A 17,000-nucleotide genomic window follows, 5' to 3' on the forward strand; every position below is an offset into this window, starting at 1 on the left:
ATATATAAAATTAATAGGTATAAATAATGTTTTTTGCGAAATTACGAAATAAACTAGGATTGTTAAAATTTTATTCGAAACGTTTTCGTTAAATTTAGTATAAAAATTGCTAATTTTCTATACATCCATCAAAACACACAAAAAAACTCACGCATTTTCACACGTGAGTTGCTAACTAAAATTATTTTAAACCACTTATTCTTTCACCAATTTTTCAACTTTAGTTCCTTTGTCCGTATTAATTTTTATAAAATACATACCGTTGGCTCTTGATGAAACATTCAATTCTGAGTGAACATCATTGACCAATTGGGTTTGCAATAATCTACCTTGAATATCATACAATTCAATCGTTTTAATAATCGAGTCATTTTTGATAGTAATAGTTAGCATATCTTTTACCGGATTCGGATAAATGGAAATCAAACTATCTATAACCGGATTAACAACACTCAACGCTTGGAATAAGGTTTCCGCCTGATTTGTAATGATTGGGAAATTATAATCGAAATAAATATTGGCTTTTTTAGCGACCATATCGCCCACTTGAAGTGTTGGTTTGGTTTTCATTTTTAATAAAATGTTTCCATGACCGCCAGATTCCAATTGAATGTTTTCAAAGATGAATTCTATCTTATTTCCATTCATACGAACGTAAGCATCATGAGAAGATGAAAGCATTTGTAACGAATTAGTATCAAATTGATTGGGGTCAATTTCTACTTTTACCACAACATTTTCTGCCGGAGCATTACCGGTATTTTCAAAACGAATGACATAATGCAAATAATTACCAATTTCTGATGGAGGAACCACATCACCTTGCAGACAAGTAATGTCATTTGGATCGTAGGAACCTACAACGGTTTGGTTGAATACAAAGGTATTGTCTTGTACCATTTCATCACCTGCTTGTGGAAGAATGACCGAAGTAAACACTAACACATCATCAATATTTACCGGATTTTCAGGGTCTGTGGGCGGATTAATCTGCATGGAAACCAGAATACTTCTTGATTCAAACGGCATCAAATCAGCATAATCCCATTGCAACCCACCGACTCCCTGAGCAGACGGAGGAGTTGAAGCAGAAAGAAATTGCATCAAATTCTGGTTATAGAAAAAGTTCACGCCGTATTGTTGTGACAATATTTGATTGCCTTTGTTTTTATAAACTATTTTATACACCGCTTCAAATCCGGGACGAGCGGGTGTTACCGGTGCAATCACCACTTCTAAATCGGGATGCACGCCATTGGCAGTGACACAAAAGTCTAACGTAGTACTTGTATTTTCAATTTCATTGATAATTGCAGTACCCGGCTGTGGCGAAACAGAAAAATAAGTAGGGTTTTCTAAAACCGGCGTTAAGGTATAAACACCTTCAGTTGCCGTGTAAAGATTATACACTCCATTGTTATTCGAAAACACGGATGAATTGGTGGTCATAGCATTTAAATCAACTGTTAATCTGAAAAAAGGAATGGAAAAATCGGTTTCTTCACAACCGTTGTTGTTAATATCTAAACGAACATTACCTGTGATAGTATTGTAATCTCCTCCGGGAGTGAATGAGCAAAAGGAATTTACATGACCAATTATATTATTGGAATTCATATAATTTTGTAAAGCCAAAACTTGACTTTCATTTGCACAGACATAAATAGAAGGGTTTCCGTCAAAAAAATAAGACGTCAAACTATTGTTCCCATTTTTAAGATTAAGGTATTCAATTGAATTATTGTAGCATCCAAGTGTAGTAATGTTTGTACACATTGAAACATTAAGTTCCACAAGTTGATTTTCGCTACAACTCAAAAAATTCAAATTTGACAAATCAGACAAATCTAGTGCTGTTAATTGATTATTGGTACAGCTTAAAAATGATATGGCATTACATAAAGAAAGATCAAGATTTGTCAATAAATTTCCTGAACAAGATACTGAAACTAAATTTTCTAACCCTGCAATATTTAGATTACTTAATTGATTATTACCGCAATCTAAATAATTAAGTGTATTACTATTTGAAAGATCTAAATTAGTAATTTGATTAAGTCTACAATCTAAATATTCTAATTGAAACAAGTTAGTTGTATTCAGTTCTTCAATCAAATTGTCTTGGCACATCAATACTTTCATAGTAATAGAATTTTGAATATCTAAAATTGAAATTTGATTTGTACTACAATCCACCTCTATTAAATTCGACAAGCCTGAAACATTCAAAATTGTTAGTTGATTTTCTTGACAATAGAGGTACTCTAAATTTATATTTTGCGTTAAATCTAATTCTGATAATTGAGAATTATAAACATCTAATCTTCTCAAATTTACAAAATAAGAAATGCCCTCTAACGATGTTATAAAACTGTATCCTAAATATAGCGTTTGAATTTGTAACGCTTCACTCACCTGAATTTCCCCATCAGTATTAATATCAATTGCTACACTTTCACCTGCGGCATTTAAAGCGATTTGATTAAAAGGACTAGCTTCTAATAACTTTGCTTTAAAATTCGCATCTGGAATAGTAATTATTTGAGCCTGAACAAAATTTGAGAAAAGAATAAGTAAAAAGAATATCTTTTTCATAACAATAATTTTTATAAAAATAATACTAATGCTTTTAGGGTTTTCAACTGATTTAGTAAATGCATGTTTTCACTTAGAATTCGCTACATCATCTTTAACAACTCCTGCAATCGTTCTTTCTTTCGTTGTGAAATAGGCAAATTGCTGTTATCCGCCATTACCACATATCCTCCATCTTTTTTAATATATGATTTCAAATAGGCCAAATTGATTAAATGCGATTGATGAATGCGTTCAAAACCATGTTCGGTTAATAATTCTTCATATTCTTTTAATGTTTTGGAAATCAAAATCGGTTTATTGTTTTTGATGTAAAACTTGGTGTAATTGTCTTCGCTTTCGCAACGAATAATATCACTGATTTCAAACAAATGAATCCCTTCCGAGGTGGAAAGAGCAATTCGTTTGAAGTTATCTACTTTTCTGCGAATGTTCTCCAATAGCAAATCAATGTGAGCATAATTATCGCTTTTTGACATCACCTCTTTTATCTTTTGAATTACTTTTTGCAATTCATCCGGGTCAACCGGCTTTAATAAAAAATCCAACGCACTAAAGCGAAAGGCTTTGATCGCATATTGTTCATGAGCGGTAATAAAAACTACTTGTGAAGTAATTTTCCCATTGATTTCCGCTAATTTTTCCAATACATCAAAACCGGTTCCGTCGGTTAATTGAATGTCTAAAAACAAAACGTTTGGTTTTAAACGATGAACCACTTCTACACCGGTTTCAACACTATCGGCTTCACCCATGATAAATATATCGGGTGCATATATCGAAAGCATTTGTCGCATTCCGGCTCTTAAGTTGGCATCGTCGTCGATTAGTATGGCTGTTGTCATGTTTTTGTTTTATTTTATGATGAAAATAATTTAAAATTATTTTCTGGGACAACTCGCGAGTTGTCCGTACTATTTTATGTATTGTATAGGTAAATTCAAAACAACCTTCGTTCCTTGAATTTCACCTAACTCATTTTTAATTTCTTTTATTTCCACATTTGCTTTTTGAGCGGTGGAAGCTTCCATCATTTCCAATCGTTTTTTGGTAATATCCAACGCCATTGATTTATGAATGGAGACCAAATGTTCTTTTAACTCTTTTGATTTTTCAATACCAATTCCGTTATCCTGAATGGTACAAATTAAATTCTCATTGCGAATCGAAAATGAAATTTGTATTTGACCGTTTTCTTTTTTGGGAATCAACCCGTGAATGATAGCGTTTTCTACAAAAGGTTGCAAAAGTAGCGGAGGGATAGCCATATCATCTTCAATATCGCTACTTTTTGATATATCAAACGAAAACACATTGTTGAACCGTAGTTGTTCTAATTCCAAATAGTTTTGCAGACTTTCCATTTCCTTGTCAATCGGAATGAGCGATTCTTTTGAATATTCTAACGTTAAACGCATTAGTTTGGAAAATTTGGAAAGATATTTTATGGCGGAATCTGTTCCGTTTTGCACAATAAAACTGGAAATAGAACCCAAACAATTGAATACAAAATGCGGATTCATTTGTAAATGCAACGCTTTTTGTTCGTACTCTGCTAATTCTTTTTGTAAAGTTAAGGTCTTTTTTAACTGTATTCGATTGTATATTAAAAACGCTATTCCGGATAATAATAAAACGAATAAGCCGACAAAAAGGAGTTGAAGTGTTTGGCGTTTGGCTTTTTCGGAAATCAATACTTCTTTTTTTTCTAATTCTTTTTTATGAAGTGCTTCTTTCTTTTCAAAAGCAAAATTCATTTCGGCTTGCACACTTTTTCTGATATTTTGATGGTTTATCAAACTATCTTGAGCTGCTTTGTATAATTTAAAATGTTGTAAAGATTCCTGTGGTTGATTGCTTTTTTCATAAATCGAGCTCAACAATTTTTCTGCCAAAGCAATTCCTTCTAAAACATTCAAATCTTTTGATAATGCTAAAGCTTTTTGGGCATTTGGCAAGGCTTCTTGAAATTTATTTTGCTCAAATAAATAGTCTCCAATATGTAAATACGTATCTGATTTTCCAAACTTATCTCCAATTGAATCAAAGGAAGCAATGGCCAAATTCCAGGATTCCATTGCTTTTTTTGGTTCATTAATTGCTTTGTAATACAATCCTAAATTATTATGCAATTCGCCCAAACCTCTTGCATCCGGATATTTTTCAAACAATCGTAAAGCTTTGGTATAATAGTGCAGAGCTTGATTATAATTTTTTTGTTTTACATGTAGATTGCCAATATTTGTTGTGGTAATGCCAACCGTTCTGTCGCCATTTTTTTCCTGAATTTTTTGAGCTTTAGTAAAATAATCCAGTGCTTTAAAATCTTCTGATTGAGCTCTATATACCACGCCAATATTATTGTACACTCTGGCTAATTTTTCTTCATCCTTGATTTCTTCATAAATGGCAACTGCTTTCAGATAATAGTGCAACGCTTTTGCATAATTACTCTGTTCGGAAAAAACAATTCCTATACTTCCGTAGGTTCTGGCAAGTCCGTTTTTATTTTTAACTTTTTCATCGGTAGTTGAAGCTATTTCATTTTCAAATAAACTTTGAGCTACATAAAATTGATCGAGAGCTTTTATGTATTCACCTTTGATAATGTTAGCAATTCCAATGTTTAGAAACGCAAATCCTTCTTCTGATTTGTATTTTATTTTTTGGGAAAGTTTCAAAGCTTGTTGCCCATAATTTTCCATCTTCTCAGGATTGGATCCTTTATAAGAATCGGAAATTTGATTGAGCAGCTGTACTTTTTCAATATCGGTCTTCGTATTTTGAAGAAGTAAAAGTAAACTGTCCGCTTTTTTCTCTTGTCCAAAAAGGAAAAGATGGCAAAACCAACTCATTAAAACAAAACAAATACGATATTTCATGTTTATAGTATTGTTAAACAAATATAAGTTTTCCTTTTTTGAAACGAAGGTGTAAATGAGTAAATGAAGGTTTTAAATGAGTATATGCAAAAAACCCTTTCGGTTTGCACTGAAAGGGTTAGTAGTTGAAATGAAATTTCTATTATTTTTGTTTAAAAGCTTTTTCGCCAGGGAAGTAAGCCACATTACCTAATTCTTCCTCGATACGCAACAATTGATTGTATTTTGCCATACGATCAGAACGCGAAGCTGAACCGGTTTTGATTTGACCACAGTTTAAGGCCACCGCTAAATCGGCAATGGTATTGTCTTCTGTTTCTCCTGAACGATGCGACATTACTGAGGTATAACCGGCATTGTGAGCCATGTTTACAGCAGCAATTGTTTCTGTTAACGTACCAATTTGGTTTACTTTTACCAAAATTGAATTGGCAATTCCTTTTTGAATTCCTGTAGATAATCGTTGTACATTCGTTACAAATAAATCATCTCCAACCAATTGTACTTTATCACCAATTAAATCGGTTAAATATTTCCAACCCTCCCAATCGTTTTCATCCATACCATCTTCAATAGATACAATTGGATATTTTGCGGCTAATTCAGCTAAATACTCAGCTTGCTCCGCAGATGTTCTGATTTTTCCGGTTTCTCCTTCAAATTTTTTGTAATCGTAGTTTCCGTTTACATAAAACTCAGCTGAAGCACAATCTAACGCTATTTTCACATCATCACCAAAAGTATAACCGGCATTTTCAACGGCTAACTTAATTGAATCTAAAGCATCTTCAGTTCCACCGGCTAAGTTAGGAGCAAAACCACCTTCATCACCCACTGCAGTTGACAAATGACGATCATGCAACACTTTTTTCAAGTTGTGAAATATCTCCGTTCCCATTTGCATGGCATGTGTAAAACTGGTTGCTTTTACAGGCATAATCATAAACTCTTGAAACGCAATTGGAGCATCGGAATGCGAACCACCGTTGATGATATTCATCATTGGAACTGGCAACGTATTCGCCGAAACACCACCAACATAACGGTATAAAGGCATTCCTAATTCGTTAGCCGCCGCTTTTGCAACAGCAAGAGAAACACCAAGAATTGCATTCGCACCTAAATTTGATTTATTAGGTGTTCCGTCTAATTCAATCATCGTTTTATCAATCTGATTTTGTTCAAAAACAGATGTTCCCATGATTTCGTTTGCAATGATTGTATTTACATTTTCTACTGCTTTTAAAACTCCTTTACCCATATAGGCTTTACCACCATCGCGAAGTTCAACGGCTTCGTGCTCTCCGGTTGAAGCTCCTGAAGGAACGGCCGCTCTTCCTAAAATTCCGTTTTCAGTGATAACATCTACTTCAATGGTTGGATTTCCTCTTGAATCAAGAATTTGTCTTGCGTGTACTTTGATAATAATACTCATGATACTGTTTATTTATTATTTTTTGTTACTTTTTTTGAATGATACACAAATTTAAGGATTCTAAATCAGGCAATTTATAAAAATTTGGCAAAGTTATAAACGCAAACGATTTAGTAATAAAGACCTAATTATTGAAAAATAATTAGGTCAATTTCTTTATACTTCATGTAATTTAGCTTTTTTGATGTTGGAAATAAAATCATCAAACAAATAGGAAGAATCATGCGGTCCCGGACTTGCTTCCGGATGATATTGCACAGAGAAGCAGTTTTTTGACTTCATTCGCATGCCGGCTACCGTATTATCATTTAAGTGAACATGTGTTATTTCCATATCCGGATGTTTTTCCAATTCTTCACGAACTACAGCAAATCCATGATTTTGGGAAGTAATTTCTCCTTTACCGGTTATTAAATTTTTAACCGGATGATTAATTCCACGATGTCCGTTGAACATTTTGTAGGTTGAAATACCGTTGGCCAAACCGATTACCTGATGTCCAAGACAAATACCAAAAAGAGGCTGATTGGCTTGAATAACTCCTTTTGCCACTTGAATTGCTCCGGCTAAAGGTTCAGGATCACCGGGTCCGTTTGATAAAAAATATCCATCAGGATTAAAACTTTGTAAATCTGCAAAAGTTGCGTTGTATGGAAATACCTTAATATAACAATCTCTTTTTGCCAAATTGCGTAGAATATTCGTTTTAATTCCTAAATCTAGTGCAGAAATTTTATAAGTTGCATTTTCATTACCAAAAAAATAAGGTTCTTTTGTGGAAACTTTGGATGCTAACTCCAATCCTTTCATATTAGGAACATTTTCCAATTGTTTTTTGAGTTCAGTTACGGCTGTTCCATCAGTACAAATCACGGCGTTTTGAGCACCACTTTCACGAATGTAACTAACTAAAGCTCTTGTATCCACATCAGAAATGGCTATAAGATTTTGTTTTTCAAAATAATCAAACAAACTTCCTGCAGCATCATCTCTGGAATAATTGAAGCTAAAATTTTTACAAACTAATCCGGCAATTTTTATAGAATCAGATTCTACTTCTTGATTATTTACACCATAATTACCAATATGAGCATTGGTGGCCACCATGATTTGACCAAAATAAGAAGGGTCCGTAAAAATTTCTTGATAGCCGGTCATTCCGGTATTAAAACATACTTCTCCAAAAGTAGTTCCGCTAATTCCGATAGATTTTCCATGAAAAATAGTGCCATCTGCTAGTAAAAGAATGGCTGGTTTTCTCGTTGTGTAGTTCATTGTTGTGTGTTGTTTTGCAAATTTAGTTTAATTTCTGAATTTGGGAAAGTTTTTTTCTTAGGTTCTGAGGTTCTGAGGCACTAAGGTTTTGATGATGACTTCTTGTGAAATTCAATATTTTTATGGTTTATTTTTTAGCCCCGATTGCAGCGGTATCCTTTTGTGTAGTTTACGGAACAAAAGATATAGCGGAAAGCGGGAATAAGGTTTCCTGAAAAAGCCCGAACGATTTGCTTCTGAAAAAATCAAAAAAAAAAGGACAAACTCGAAAGTTCATCCTTTTGTATTATTGAATAAATGGTTTCATTATTCAGCAGCTTCGGTATTTTCAGTTGATTCTGCAGCTGGAGCTTCAGGTGCTTTAGCTTCAGGAGCAGTAACTTCTGCTTTCTTCGCTTTCCCACCACGACGGCTTTTTGCTTTTTTCTCTTCTTTTTTACCTCCGTTGTATAGTTCGTTGAAGTCAACTAACTCGATCATAGCCATATCAGCGTTATCTCCCAAACGGTTACCTAACTTGATGATACGAGTATAACCACCCGGACGATCACCAACTTTAGCGGCTACTTCTCTAAACAATTCAGTAACTGCATATTTGTTTCTTAAATAAGCAAAAACGATACGTCTGTTGTGCGTAGTGTCTTCTTTTGATTTTGTTACCAATGGTTCAACAAATTGTTTTAGAGCTTTAGCTTTAGCAACTGTTGTATTGATTCTTTTATGTTCAATTAATGAACAAGCCATGTTAGCCAACATCGATTTTCTATGACCTTGTTGTCTGCTTAAATGGTTTACTTTTTTTCCGTGTCTCATGACGTGTTTTTTAAACCTTCATCTTGCATCTATCCGCTTTGGAGAGCAAAATATGAAGTAAATTTATTCTTTATCTAATTTGTATTTTGACAAATCCATTCCGAAATGTAAGTTTTTGATTGCCACAAGCTCATCAAGCTCAGTCAATGATTTTTTACCAAAATTACGGAATTTCATCAAGTCATTTTTATTGAATGACACTAAGTCACCTAATGTTTCAACTTCTGCCGCTTTCAAACAATTTAAAGCTCTAACCGAAAGATCCATGTCCACAAGTTTAGTTTTTAACAACTGTCTCATGTGTAAAGATTCTTCATCATACGATTCTGTTTGAGCAATTTCATCAGCTTCCAACGTAATTCTCTCATCAGAGAACAACATAAAGTGGTGAATTAAAACTTTTGCCGCTTCTGTTAAAGCATCTTTTGGATTGATTGAACCATCAGTTTTAATTTCAAAAACTAATTTTTCATAATCTGTTTTTTGCTCCACACGGAAATTTTCAATTGCATATTTTACATTTTTGATAGGTGTAAAAATAGAATCAGTGAAAATAGTTCCGATAGCTGCATTTTGCTTTTTATTTTCTTCTGCAGGAACATAACCTCTACCTTTTTCAATTGATAACTCCATGTTGATGTTAACTTTTGAATCAAGGTTACAGATGATTAATTCTGGATTCAACACTTGGAATCCGGAAATAAATTTTTGAAAATCACCGGCAGTTATTTGTTCTTTTCCAGAAAGTGAAATTGTTACAGTCTCATTATCAACATCTTCAATTTGACGTTTGAAACGAACTTGTTTCAAGTTTAAGATAATTTCGGTAACATCTTCAACTACTCCGGGAATGGTAGAAAATTCGTGATCTACACCTTCAATACGAACAGATGTAATTGCATATCCTTCTAGAGCGGAAAGCAAAACTCTTCTTAGTGCGTTACCAACGGTCAATCCGTAACCAGGTTCTAAAGGTCTGAATTCAAACTTACCTTCAAAATCGGTTGAATCGATCATGATAACTTTATCGGGCTTCTGAAAATTAAATATTGCCATAATTACGACTTCTGTCAAATATTATTTGTTGTATAACTCAACGATTAATTGTTCTTTGATGTTTTCTGGGATTTGTAAACGTTGTGGAACAGTTACAAAAGTACCTTCTTTGGTATCGTTATTCCAAGTAATCCATTCGTAAACTTTACTTGAATTCGCTAAAGAACTATTGATGGCTTCAACAGATTTTGATTTTTCACGAACTGCTACTTTATCACCAGGTTTTAAATGATAAGAAGGAACATTCACAATTTCACCATTTACAGTAATGTGTCTGTGTCCAACGATTTGACGTGCAGCTCTTCTTGAAGGAGCGATTCCCATTCTGAAAACAACGTTATCTAAACGAGCTTCACATAATTGTAACAGGATTTCACCAGTTACACCTTTAGAAGCGGCTGCTTTTTCGAATAAGTTTCTAAATTGTTTTTCAAGAATTCCGTAAGTGTACTTCGCTTTTTGCTTTTCCATTAACTGAACTGCATATTCAGATTTTTTACCTCTTCTTTTAGCTAAACCATGTTGCCCAGGAGGGTAATTTCTTTTTTCGAAGGCTTTGTCTTCTCCGAAGATAGCCTCACCAAATTTACGGGCTATTTTAGTTTTTGGACCAGTATATCTTGCCATTTTAAAATTTATTAAAGGTAGTAATTATGAATTCAGGTCTAATCCTTCGATAATCGTACTCTACCTATTGTTATACTTAAACTCTTATGCTCAAAAGAGCAAATTATTAAACTCTTCTTCTTTTTGGAGGTCTACATCCATTGTGTGGAATTGGTGTAACATCAATAATTTCAGTTACTTCGATACCACTATTATGAATAGACCGAATAGCAGACTCACGTCCGTTACCTGGTCCTTTCACATACACTTTTACTTTTTTCAAACCAGCTTCAAGTGCAACTTTTGTACAATCTTCAGCTGCCATTTGAGCAGCATAAGGAGTATTCTTTTTTGAACCTCTGAAACCCATTTTACCGGCAGAAGACCAAGAAATTACTTCTCCTTTTTTATTTGTCAAAGAAATAATGATGTTGTTAAAAGTTGCATTAATATGAGCTTCTCCCGTTGATTCAACGATAACTTTACGCTTTTTTGTTATAGTCTTAGCCATATTATTTATTATTTAGTTGCTTTTTTCTTGTTAGCAACAGTTTTTCTTTTACCTTTTCTAGTTCTAGAATTGTTTTTCGTTCTTTGTCCTCTTAATGGAAGACCAGATCTATGACGAATACCTCTGTAGCAACCAATGTCCATTAAACGTTTGATGTGAAGAGATACTTCTGAACGTAATTCACCTTCTATTTTGTAATAAGAAACTGCATCACGAATTGCACCGATTTCATCATCGTTCCAATCTTGAACTTTTTTGTCTTGACTAACTTGAGCTTTCTCTAAAATCTCAATAGCTCTGCTTTTACCAATTCCGAAGATATAGGTTAAAGCAATAACTCCTCTTTTGTTTTTAGGTATATCTACCCCTGCGATTCTTGCCATAATTATCCTTGTCTTTGTTTAAATCTAGGATTCTTTTTGTTAATAACGTACAATCTACCTTTTCTGCGTACAATAACGCATTCGGCACTTCTTTTCTTTACTGATGCTCTAACTTTCATTGTGAAATAGCTTTAATATCTATAAGTAATTCTTGCTTTTGTCAAATCATAAGGGCTCATTTCCAATTTTACTTTATCACCAGGTAATAATTTGATATAATGCATACGCATTTTACCGGAAATGTGAGCGATCACAATATGACCATTTTCTAATTCTACACGGAACATTGCATTTGATAATGCTTCAATAATTGATCCGTCTTGTTCTATTGCTGATTGTTTTGCCATAAAAATTAAGCTACCGCTTTTCTATTTTTACCACTTTTCATTAAACCATCATAATGTCTATTCAACAAATAAGAATTTATCTGTTGCATAGTATCAATTGCAACTCCAACCATGATTAATAAAGATGTACCTCCAAAAAACATACCCCAATTTTGTTGTACACCCATTAGATTTACTACGAAAGCAGGGAACACTGCAATCAAAGCTAAAAATAAAGAACCAGGGAAAGTTATCAAGGACATAATTCTATCTAAGTAATCAGAAGTTTCAATACCTGGTCTAATTCCAGGAATAAAACCACCACTTCTCTTTAAGTCATCAGCCATTTTATTAGTTGGTACTGTAATTGCGGTGTAAAAATACGTAAAAACTATGATTAATAACGCAAAAACTAAATTATACCAAAACCCAAACATATCACTGAAAGCAGTTGTTACAGACTGAGCGGCTTCAGTTGAAGAAAGCCCAGCTACAGCAGCAGGAATAAACATAATTGCTTGAGCAAAAATAATTGGCATAACACCAGATGCATTAAGCTTGAGTGGAATAAATTGTCTATTACCACCCATCATGTCTTGTTCAAAATCTCCTCCGGCAGTTCTTCTTGCATACTGTACAGGTATTTTTCTAACGGCCATTACTAAAAGTATACTAGCAATAATGACTAATAACCAAAGAATGATTTCAAATACCAACAATACTAGTCCACCATTGTCTTGTGTTACAGTTGAAACAAATTCTTGTAAAAATGCTTCAGGTAAACGAGCAATGATTCCAACCATAATTAATAGTGAAATACCATTTCCAATACCTTTATCTGTAATTTTTTCTCCTAACCACATGGCAAAAATAGTACCAGTAACTAAAATTACAACCGCAGAGAAAAGGAATGAAAATGAATTGAATCCTAATAAAAATGCTTCTGATGGTAATGTTCTGTATAAATTATAAATATATCCAGGACCTTGTACCAATGTAATAGCGATGGTTAACCAGCGTGTAATCTGATTAATCTTTTTTCTTCCGCTCTCACCATCTTTTTGAAGTTTTTGAAGATAAGGAACAGCAATTCCCATCAATTGAACTACAATAGAGGCTGAGATGTAAGGCATGATTCCTAAAGCAAATACTGACGCTTGTGAAAATGCACCACCGGTAAACATGTTTAAAATTGAACCAATACCTTGATCCGTTTGAGTAGCCAAACCACCCAATTTTGTAGCATCTATACCTGGTAAGGTAACCTGTGCTCCAAAACGATAAACAAGAAGTAATCCTAGTGTTACGAGAATTCTATTCTTTAATTCTTCTATTTTCCAAACGTTTCCGAGAGCTTCAAAAAATTTCTTCATACAGACATTAAATTATAAAGTTACAGCTTCTCCACCTGCTGCTTCGATAGCCGCTTTAGCAGTTGCTGTAAATTTGTGAGCAGTTACTTTTAATTTAGCTTTTAATTCACCACGACCTAAAACTTTTACTAATTCATTTTTGGTGGCTAAACGGGTATCAATCAATACAGCGAAATCTACTGTATCGGTTACAATACCATTATCAACTAAACTTTGTAAGGTATCAAGGTTAATTCCTTGGTATTCTACTCTGTTAATGTTTTTAAATCCAAACTTAGGTACACGTCTTTGAAGAGGCATTTGTCCTCCTTCAAAACCAATCTTTTTAGAATAACCTGAACGAGATTTTGCTCCTTTGTGACCTCTTGCGGAAGTGCCACCTTTACCGGAACCTTCTCCTCTACCTACTCTTTTATTTTGATTATGTGTTGAACCTTCAGCAGGTTGTAAGTTACTTAAATTCATTTTGAATAATATTATTTAGCTTCTTCAACAGAAACTAAGTGTTTAACTTTATTTACCATACCAAGGATAGCAGATGAATTTTCATGCTCTACTACTTGTCCTAATCTTTTAAGGCCTAAAGCAACCAAAGTTCTCTTTTGTGTTTGAGGACAATTGATTTGACTTTTTACTTGTTTTACTAAAATCTTTGACATAATTTCCTTGTATATTAACCTTTAAATACTTTCTCTAAAGAAATTCCTCTTTGTTTAGCTACTGTATGAGCACTACGCATTTGCAATAATGCATCAAAAGTTGCTTTTACCACGTTATGTGGATTTGAAGAACCTTGAGATTTTGATAATACATCATGAATACCAACTGATTCTAATACCGCACGTACAGCACCACCGGCAATAACCCCGGTACCGTGAGAAGCTGGCATCAAGAAAACACGAGCACCACCAAATTTACCTTTTTGTTCGTGAGGAACTGACTGACCACTCAAAGGAATTCTAACTAAATTTTTCTTTGCATCTTCTACTGCTTTAGCAATAGCCTCAGAAACATCTTTAGATTTTCCTAATCCGTGTCCAACTACTCCGTTTTCATCACCTACAACAACAATTGCAGAAAAGCCAAAAGCTCTACCTCCTTTTGTTACTTTGGTAACACGATTTACACTTACCAAACGATCTTTTAATTCAAGACCACTAGGTTTTACTAACTCTACATTTTTGTATTGACTATACATAATATCTTAGAATTTAAGTCCGGCAGCTCTCGCTCCTTCTGCTAATGATTTAATACGACCGTGGTATAAATAACCCCCTCTATCGAAAGTTACTGTTTCAATACCAGCTTTCAATGCTTTTTCAGCAATTAATTTACCAACAGCGTTAGCTACTTCAACGTTTGTACCTTTAGCATCAACACCTTTATCTCTAGAGGATGCTGCTAAGATAGTAACTCCATTTAAGTCATCTATCAACTGTGCGTAGATTTCTTTATTGCTTCTGAATACAGAAAGTCTTGGGTTTGTAGCAGTTCCGCTTACAATCTTTCTTATTCTGAACTTAATTCTCTGTCTTCTTTCAGATTTTGTTAACGACATAATCTTAATTTTTAAGCTGATTTACCTGCTTTTCTTCTTAATACTTCACCAACGAATTTAACTCCTTTTCCTTTGTAAGGCTCAGGACGACGGAAACCTCTAATTTTAGCGGCAACCTGACCTAGAAGTTGTTTATCGTGAGAGGTTAATTTAACGATTGGATTTTTACCTTTTTCAGAAATTGTTTCTAATTTAACTTCAGGAGCAATTTCTAAAACGATATTGTGCGAGAAACCTAAAGCAAGATCTAATTTTTGACCTTGGTTTGAAGCTCTATATCCAACCCCAACTAACTCTAATTCTTTCGTAAAACCGGTTGAAACACCATTAATCATGTTACTGATTAATGCTCTGTATAAACCATGTTTTGATCTATGATCTTTGTGGTCAGAAGATCTTTCCACAATTACTTGACCATCTTCAATTTTAACACTAACATCTGAAAAGTCTTGTGTTAACTGACCTAACTTTCCTTTTGCTGTAACTACTCCTTCATTCACCTCTACAGTTACACCGGCAGGAATTACAATTGGATTTTTACCTATTCTTGACATTGTTTAGTGTTTTATTAGTATACGTAACAAATAACTTCTCCTCCAACATTTAATTGTTTAGCTTGCTTTCCGGTCATTAAACCTTTAGAAGTGGAAACAATTGCAATACCTAATCCATTAAGGATTCTTGGAAGTTCTGATGAACCAGCATATTTACGTAAACCTGGTTTACTAATTCTTTGGATATCTCTGATTACAGGCTCTTTAGTATCTTTATCATACTTTAAAGCAATTTTGATGGTTCCTTGAACTGAACTATCATCAAATTTGTAACTTAAGATATATCCTTGATCGAATAAAATCTTTGTGATTTCTTTTTTAAGATTAGAAGCTGGAATCTCTACCACTTTGTGGTTAGCTTTTACAGCATTTCTAACTCTCGTTAGATAATCGGCAATAGGATCTGTATACATATGTATCGATTTGCGGTAACGGTTTTCAATAAAAACTATTTCTATTGAACCTGAAACCAATTAAAAATAATTTACCAACTAGATTTTTTAACACCAGGGATTAAACCTTGGTTTGCCATTTCACGGAAAGTTACACGTGAAATACCGAATTGTCTCATGTACCCTCTTGGTCTTCCTGTTAATTTACAACGATTGTGTAAACGAACCGGAGAAGCATTTCTTGGTAATTTTTGTAGGCTTTCATAATCTCCAGCTTCTAATAAAGCTTTTCTTTTTTCAGCATACTTATCTACCGCTTTTTGTCTTTTTACCTCACGGGCTTTCATTGATTCTTTAGCCATAACTTAATTCTTTTTAAAAGGTAATCCTAATTCTGCTAATAATGATTTTGCTTCTTTATCAGTTTTGGCAGTAGTTACAAAAGTAATATCCATACCGGCAATTTTGTTTACTTTATCAATATCAATTTCAGGGAAAATGATTTGCTCCAAAACACCAAGGTTATAATTACCTCTACCATCAAAACCAGTTGCTTTAATACCATTAAAGTCTCTTACACGAGGTAAAGAAGATGTAATCAATCTATCTAAAAACTCATACATTCTTTCTCCACGTAAAGTTACTTTAGCACCAATAGGCATTCCTTTTCTTAATTTAAAAGACGCAACGTCTTTTTTAGAAATAGTAGCTAAAGCTTTTTGACCTGTGATTTTAGTCAATTCGTCCACTGCATAATCAACCAATTTCTTGTCTGAAACAGCAGCTCCAACACCACGGCTAACAACGATTTTTTCCAATTTAGGAACTTGCATTACGTTTTTGTAACCGAACTCTTCTTTCAAAGCAGGGATAACTCTGCTTTTATATTCTTCTTTTAGTCTAGGGATATAAGCCATTACTATAATACTTGATTAGATTTTTTTGAAAATCTTACTTTCTTATCTCCTTCTACTTTGAAACCAACTTTAGTTACTTTTTTTGACTTAGGGTCAATTAAAGAAAGGTTGGAAATTTGAATAGGAGCTTCTTTTTTCACGATTCCTCCTTGAGGGTTTTTTGCACTTGGTTTAGTGTGAACTGAAACCATGTTTGTACCTTCAACGATCGCTTTATTAGCGTCAACAAAAACACGCAAAACTTTACCTTCAGTACCTTTATGGTCTCCGGCAATTACTCTTACGATGTCTCCTGATTTAATTTTTAACTTTGTCATCATTAAT

The 17,000-nt window shown here is 33.8% G+C and carries 22 protein-coding genes; all 22 read right to left on the reverse strand.

The window, feature by feature from the left end; translation table 11 throughout:
* Window positions 1-195: 195 nt before the first annotated feature.
* The 22 genes from H601_RS0103910 to rplX all read right to left on the reverse strand — a co-directional run bounded on the left by H601_RS0103910 (window position 196) and on the right by rplX (window position 16,993).
* A complete protein-coding gene (locus tag H601_RS0103910; protein WP_026710285.1) occupies window positions 196-2,595 on the reverse strand; it encodes a DUF7619 domain-containing protein in 2,400 nt (799 codons plus the stop codon).
* 83 nt (window positions 2,596-2,678) lie between these two features.
* A complete protein-coding gene (locus tag H601_RS0103915; protein WP_026710286.1) occupies window positions 2,679-3,440 on the reverse strand; it encodes a LytR/AlgR family response regulator transcription factor in 762 nt (253 codons plus the stop codon).
* Between the two features lie 69 nt (window positions 3,441-3,509).
* Complete coding sequence (locus H601_RS0103920) at window positions 3,510-5,477, reverse strand: tetratricopeptide repeat-containing sensor histidine kinase (protein WP_026710287.1); 1,968 nt, start codon at window positions 5,475-5,477, stop codon at window positions 3,510-3,512.
* Window positions 5,478-5,619: 142 nt separating this feature from the next.
* A complete protein-coding gene (gene eno / locus H601_RS0103925; protein WP_026710288.1) occupies window positions 5,620-6,912 on the reverse strand; it encodes a phosphopyruvate hydratase in 1,293 nt (430 codons plus the stop codon).
* A gap of 156 nt (window positions 6,913-7,068) precedes the next feature.
* The gene (gene carA, locus H601_RS0103930; RefSeq protein ID WP_026710289.1) at window positions 7,069-8,187 is read right to left on the reverse strand and encodes a glutamine-hydrolyzing carbamoyl-phosphate synthase small subunit; all 1,119 of its coding nucleotides are present in this window, start codon (window positions 8,185-8,187) and stop codon (window positions 7,069-7,071) included.
* Window positions 8,188-8,493: 306 nt separating this feature from the next.
* Window positions 8,494-9,000, reverse strand: a complete 507-nt coding sequence (rplQ, locus tag H601_RS0103940; protein WP_026710290.1) for a 50S ribosomal protein L17 — start codon at window positions 8,998-9,000, stop codon at window positions 8,494-8,496.
* A gap of 63 nt (window positions 9,001-9,063) precedes the next feature.
* A complete protein-coding gene (locus H601_RS0103945) occupies window positions 9,064-10,056 on the reverse strand; it encodes a DNA-directed RNA polymerase subunit alpha (RefSeq protein ID WP_026710291.1) in 993 nt (330 codons plus the stop codon).
* Window positions 10,057-10,077: 21 nt separating this feature from the next.
* Entirely contained in the window at window positions 10,078-10,683 is a 606-nt protein-coding gene (gene rpsD / locus H601_RS0103950; protein WP_026710292.1) for a 30S ribosomal protein S4, read from the reverse strand.
* Between the two features lie 106 nt (window positions 10,684-10,789).
* On the reverse strand, window positions 10,790-11,173 hold the full coding sequence (gene rpsK / locus H601_RS0103955) for a 30S ribosomal protein S11 (RefSeq protein WP_026710293.1): 384 nt from the start codon (window positions 11,171-11,173) through the stop codon (window positions 10,790-10,792).
* Window positions 11,174-11,181: 8 nt separating this feature from the next.
* Complete coding sequence (gene rpsM / locus H601_RS0103960; RefSeq protein ID WP_026710294.1) at window positions 11,182-11,556, reverse strand: 30S ribosomal protein S13; 375 nt, start codon at window positions 11,554-11,556, stop codon at window positions 11,182-11,184.
* 2 nt (window positions 11,557-11,558) lie between these two features.
* Window positions 11,559-11,675 (reverse strand): type B 50S ribosomal protein L36, encoded by a 117-nt coding sequence (gene ykgO, locus H601_RS16290; RefSeq protein WP_084139925.1) that lies wholly within the window; start codon window positions 11,673-11,675, stop codon window positions 11,559-11,561.
* Between the two features lie 12 nt (window positions 11,676-11,687).
* Window positions 11,688-11,903, reverse strand: coding sequence for a translation initiation factor IF-1 (gene infA, locus H601_RS0103965; protein WP_026710295.1), 216 nt, complete (start codon window positions 11,901-11,903; stop codon window positions 11,688-11,690).
* A 5-nt stretch (window positions 11,904-11,908) separates the two neighbouring features.
* The gene (gene secY / locus H601_RS0103970) at window positions 11,909-13,255 is read right to left on the reverse strand and encodes a preprotein translocase subunit SecY (protein ID WP_026710296.1); all 1,347 of its coding nucleotides are present in this window, start codon (window positions 13,253-13,255) and stop codon (window positions 11,909-11,911) included.
* 12 nt (window positions 13,256-13,267) lie between these two features.
* A complete protein-coding gene (rplO, locus tag H601_RS0103975) occupies window positions 13,268-13,720 on the reverse strand; it encodes a 50S ribosomal protein L15 (protein WP_026710297.1) in 453 nt (150 codons plus the stop codon).
* A gap of 11 nt (window positions 13,721-13,731) precedes the next feature.
* Complete coding sequence (gene rpmD / locus H601_RS0103980) at window positions 13,732-13,914, reverse strand: 50S ribosomal protein L30 (RefSeq protein ID WP_026710298.1); 183 nt, start codon at window positions 13,912-13,914, stop codon at window positions 13,732-13,734.
* A 14-nt stretch (window positions 13,915-13,928) separates the two neighbouring features.
* Entirely contained in the window at window positions 13,929-14,453 is a 525-nt protein-coding gene (rpsE, locus tag H601_RS0103985; protein WP_026710299.1) for a 30S ribosomal protein S5, read from the reverse strand.
* A gap of 6 nt (window positions 14,454-14,459) precedes the next feature.
* Window positions 14,460-14,813 carry a 50S ribosomal protein L18 gene (rplR, locus tag H601_RS0103990; RefSeq protein WP_026710300.1) on the reverse strand — a complete coding sequence of 118 codons (354 nt, stop codon included), beginning with the start codon at window positions 14,811-14,813 and terminating at the stop codon, window positions 14,460-14,462.
* Window positions 14,814-14,824: 11 nt separating this feature from the next.
* Window positions 14,825-15,367: a 50S ribosomal protein L6 gene (gene rplF, locus H601_RS0103995; protein WP_026710301.1), complete on the reverse strand. Its 543-nt coding sequence runs from the start codon at window positions 15,365-15,367 to the stop codon at window positions 14,825-14,827.
* A gap of 14 nt (window positions 15,368-15,381) precedes the next feature.
* On the reverse strand, window positions 15,382-15,780 hold the full coding sequence (rpsH, locus tag H601_RS0104000; RefSeq protein WP_026710302.1) for a 30S ribosomal protein S8: 399 nt from the start codon (window positions 15,778-15,780) through the stop codon (window positions 15,382-15,384).
* 71 nt (window positions 15,781-15,851) lie between these two features.
* The gene (gene rpsN, locus H601_RS0104005; RefSeq protein WP_026710303.1) at window positions 15,852-16,121 is read right to left on the reverse strand and encodes a 30S ribosomal protein S14; all 270 of its coding nucleotides are present in this window, start codon (window positions 16,119-16,121) and stop codon (window positions 15,852-15,854) included.
* A gap of 3 nt (window positions 16,122-16,124) precedes the next feature.
* Window positions 16,125-16,676 carry a 50S ribosomal protein L5 gene (gene rplE, locus H601_RS0104010; RefSeq protein ID WP_026710304.1) on the reverse strand — a complete coding sequence of 184 codons (552 nt, stop codon included), beginning with the start codon at window positions 16,674-16,676 and terminating at the stop codon, window positions 16,125-16,127.
* Window positions 16,677-16,678: 2 nt separating this feature from the next.
* Window positions 16,679-16,993, reverse strand: coding sequence for a 50S ribosomal protein L24 (gene rplX, locus H601_RS0104015; RefSeq protein WP_026710305.1), 315 nt, complete (start codon window positions 16,991-16,993; stop codon window positions 16,679-16,681).
* Between the last annotated feature and the right edge of the window lie 7 nt (window positions 16,994-17,000).

It is taken from the genome of Flavobacterium filum DSM 17961, assembly GCF_000425465.1.
GTDB classification, from domain to species: domain Bacteria; phylum Bacteroidota; class Bacteroidia; order Flavobacteriales; family Flavobacteriaceae; genus Flavobacterium; species Flavobacterium filum.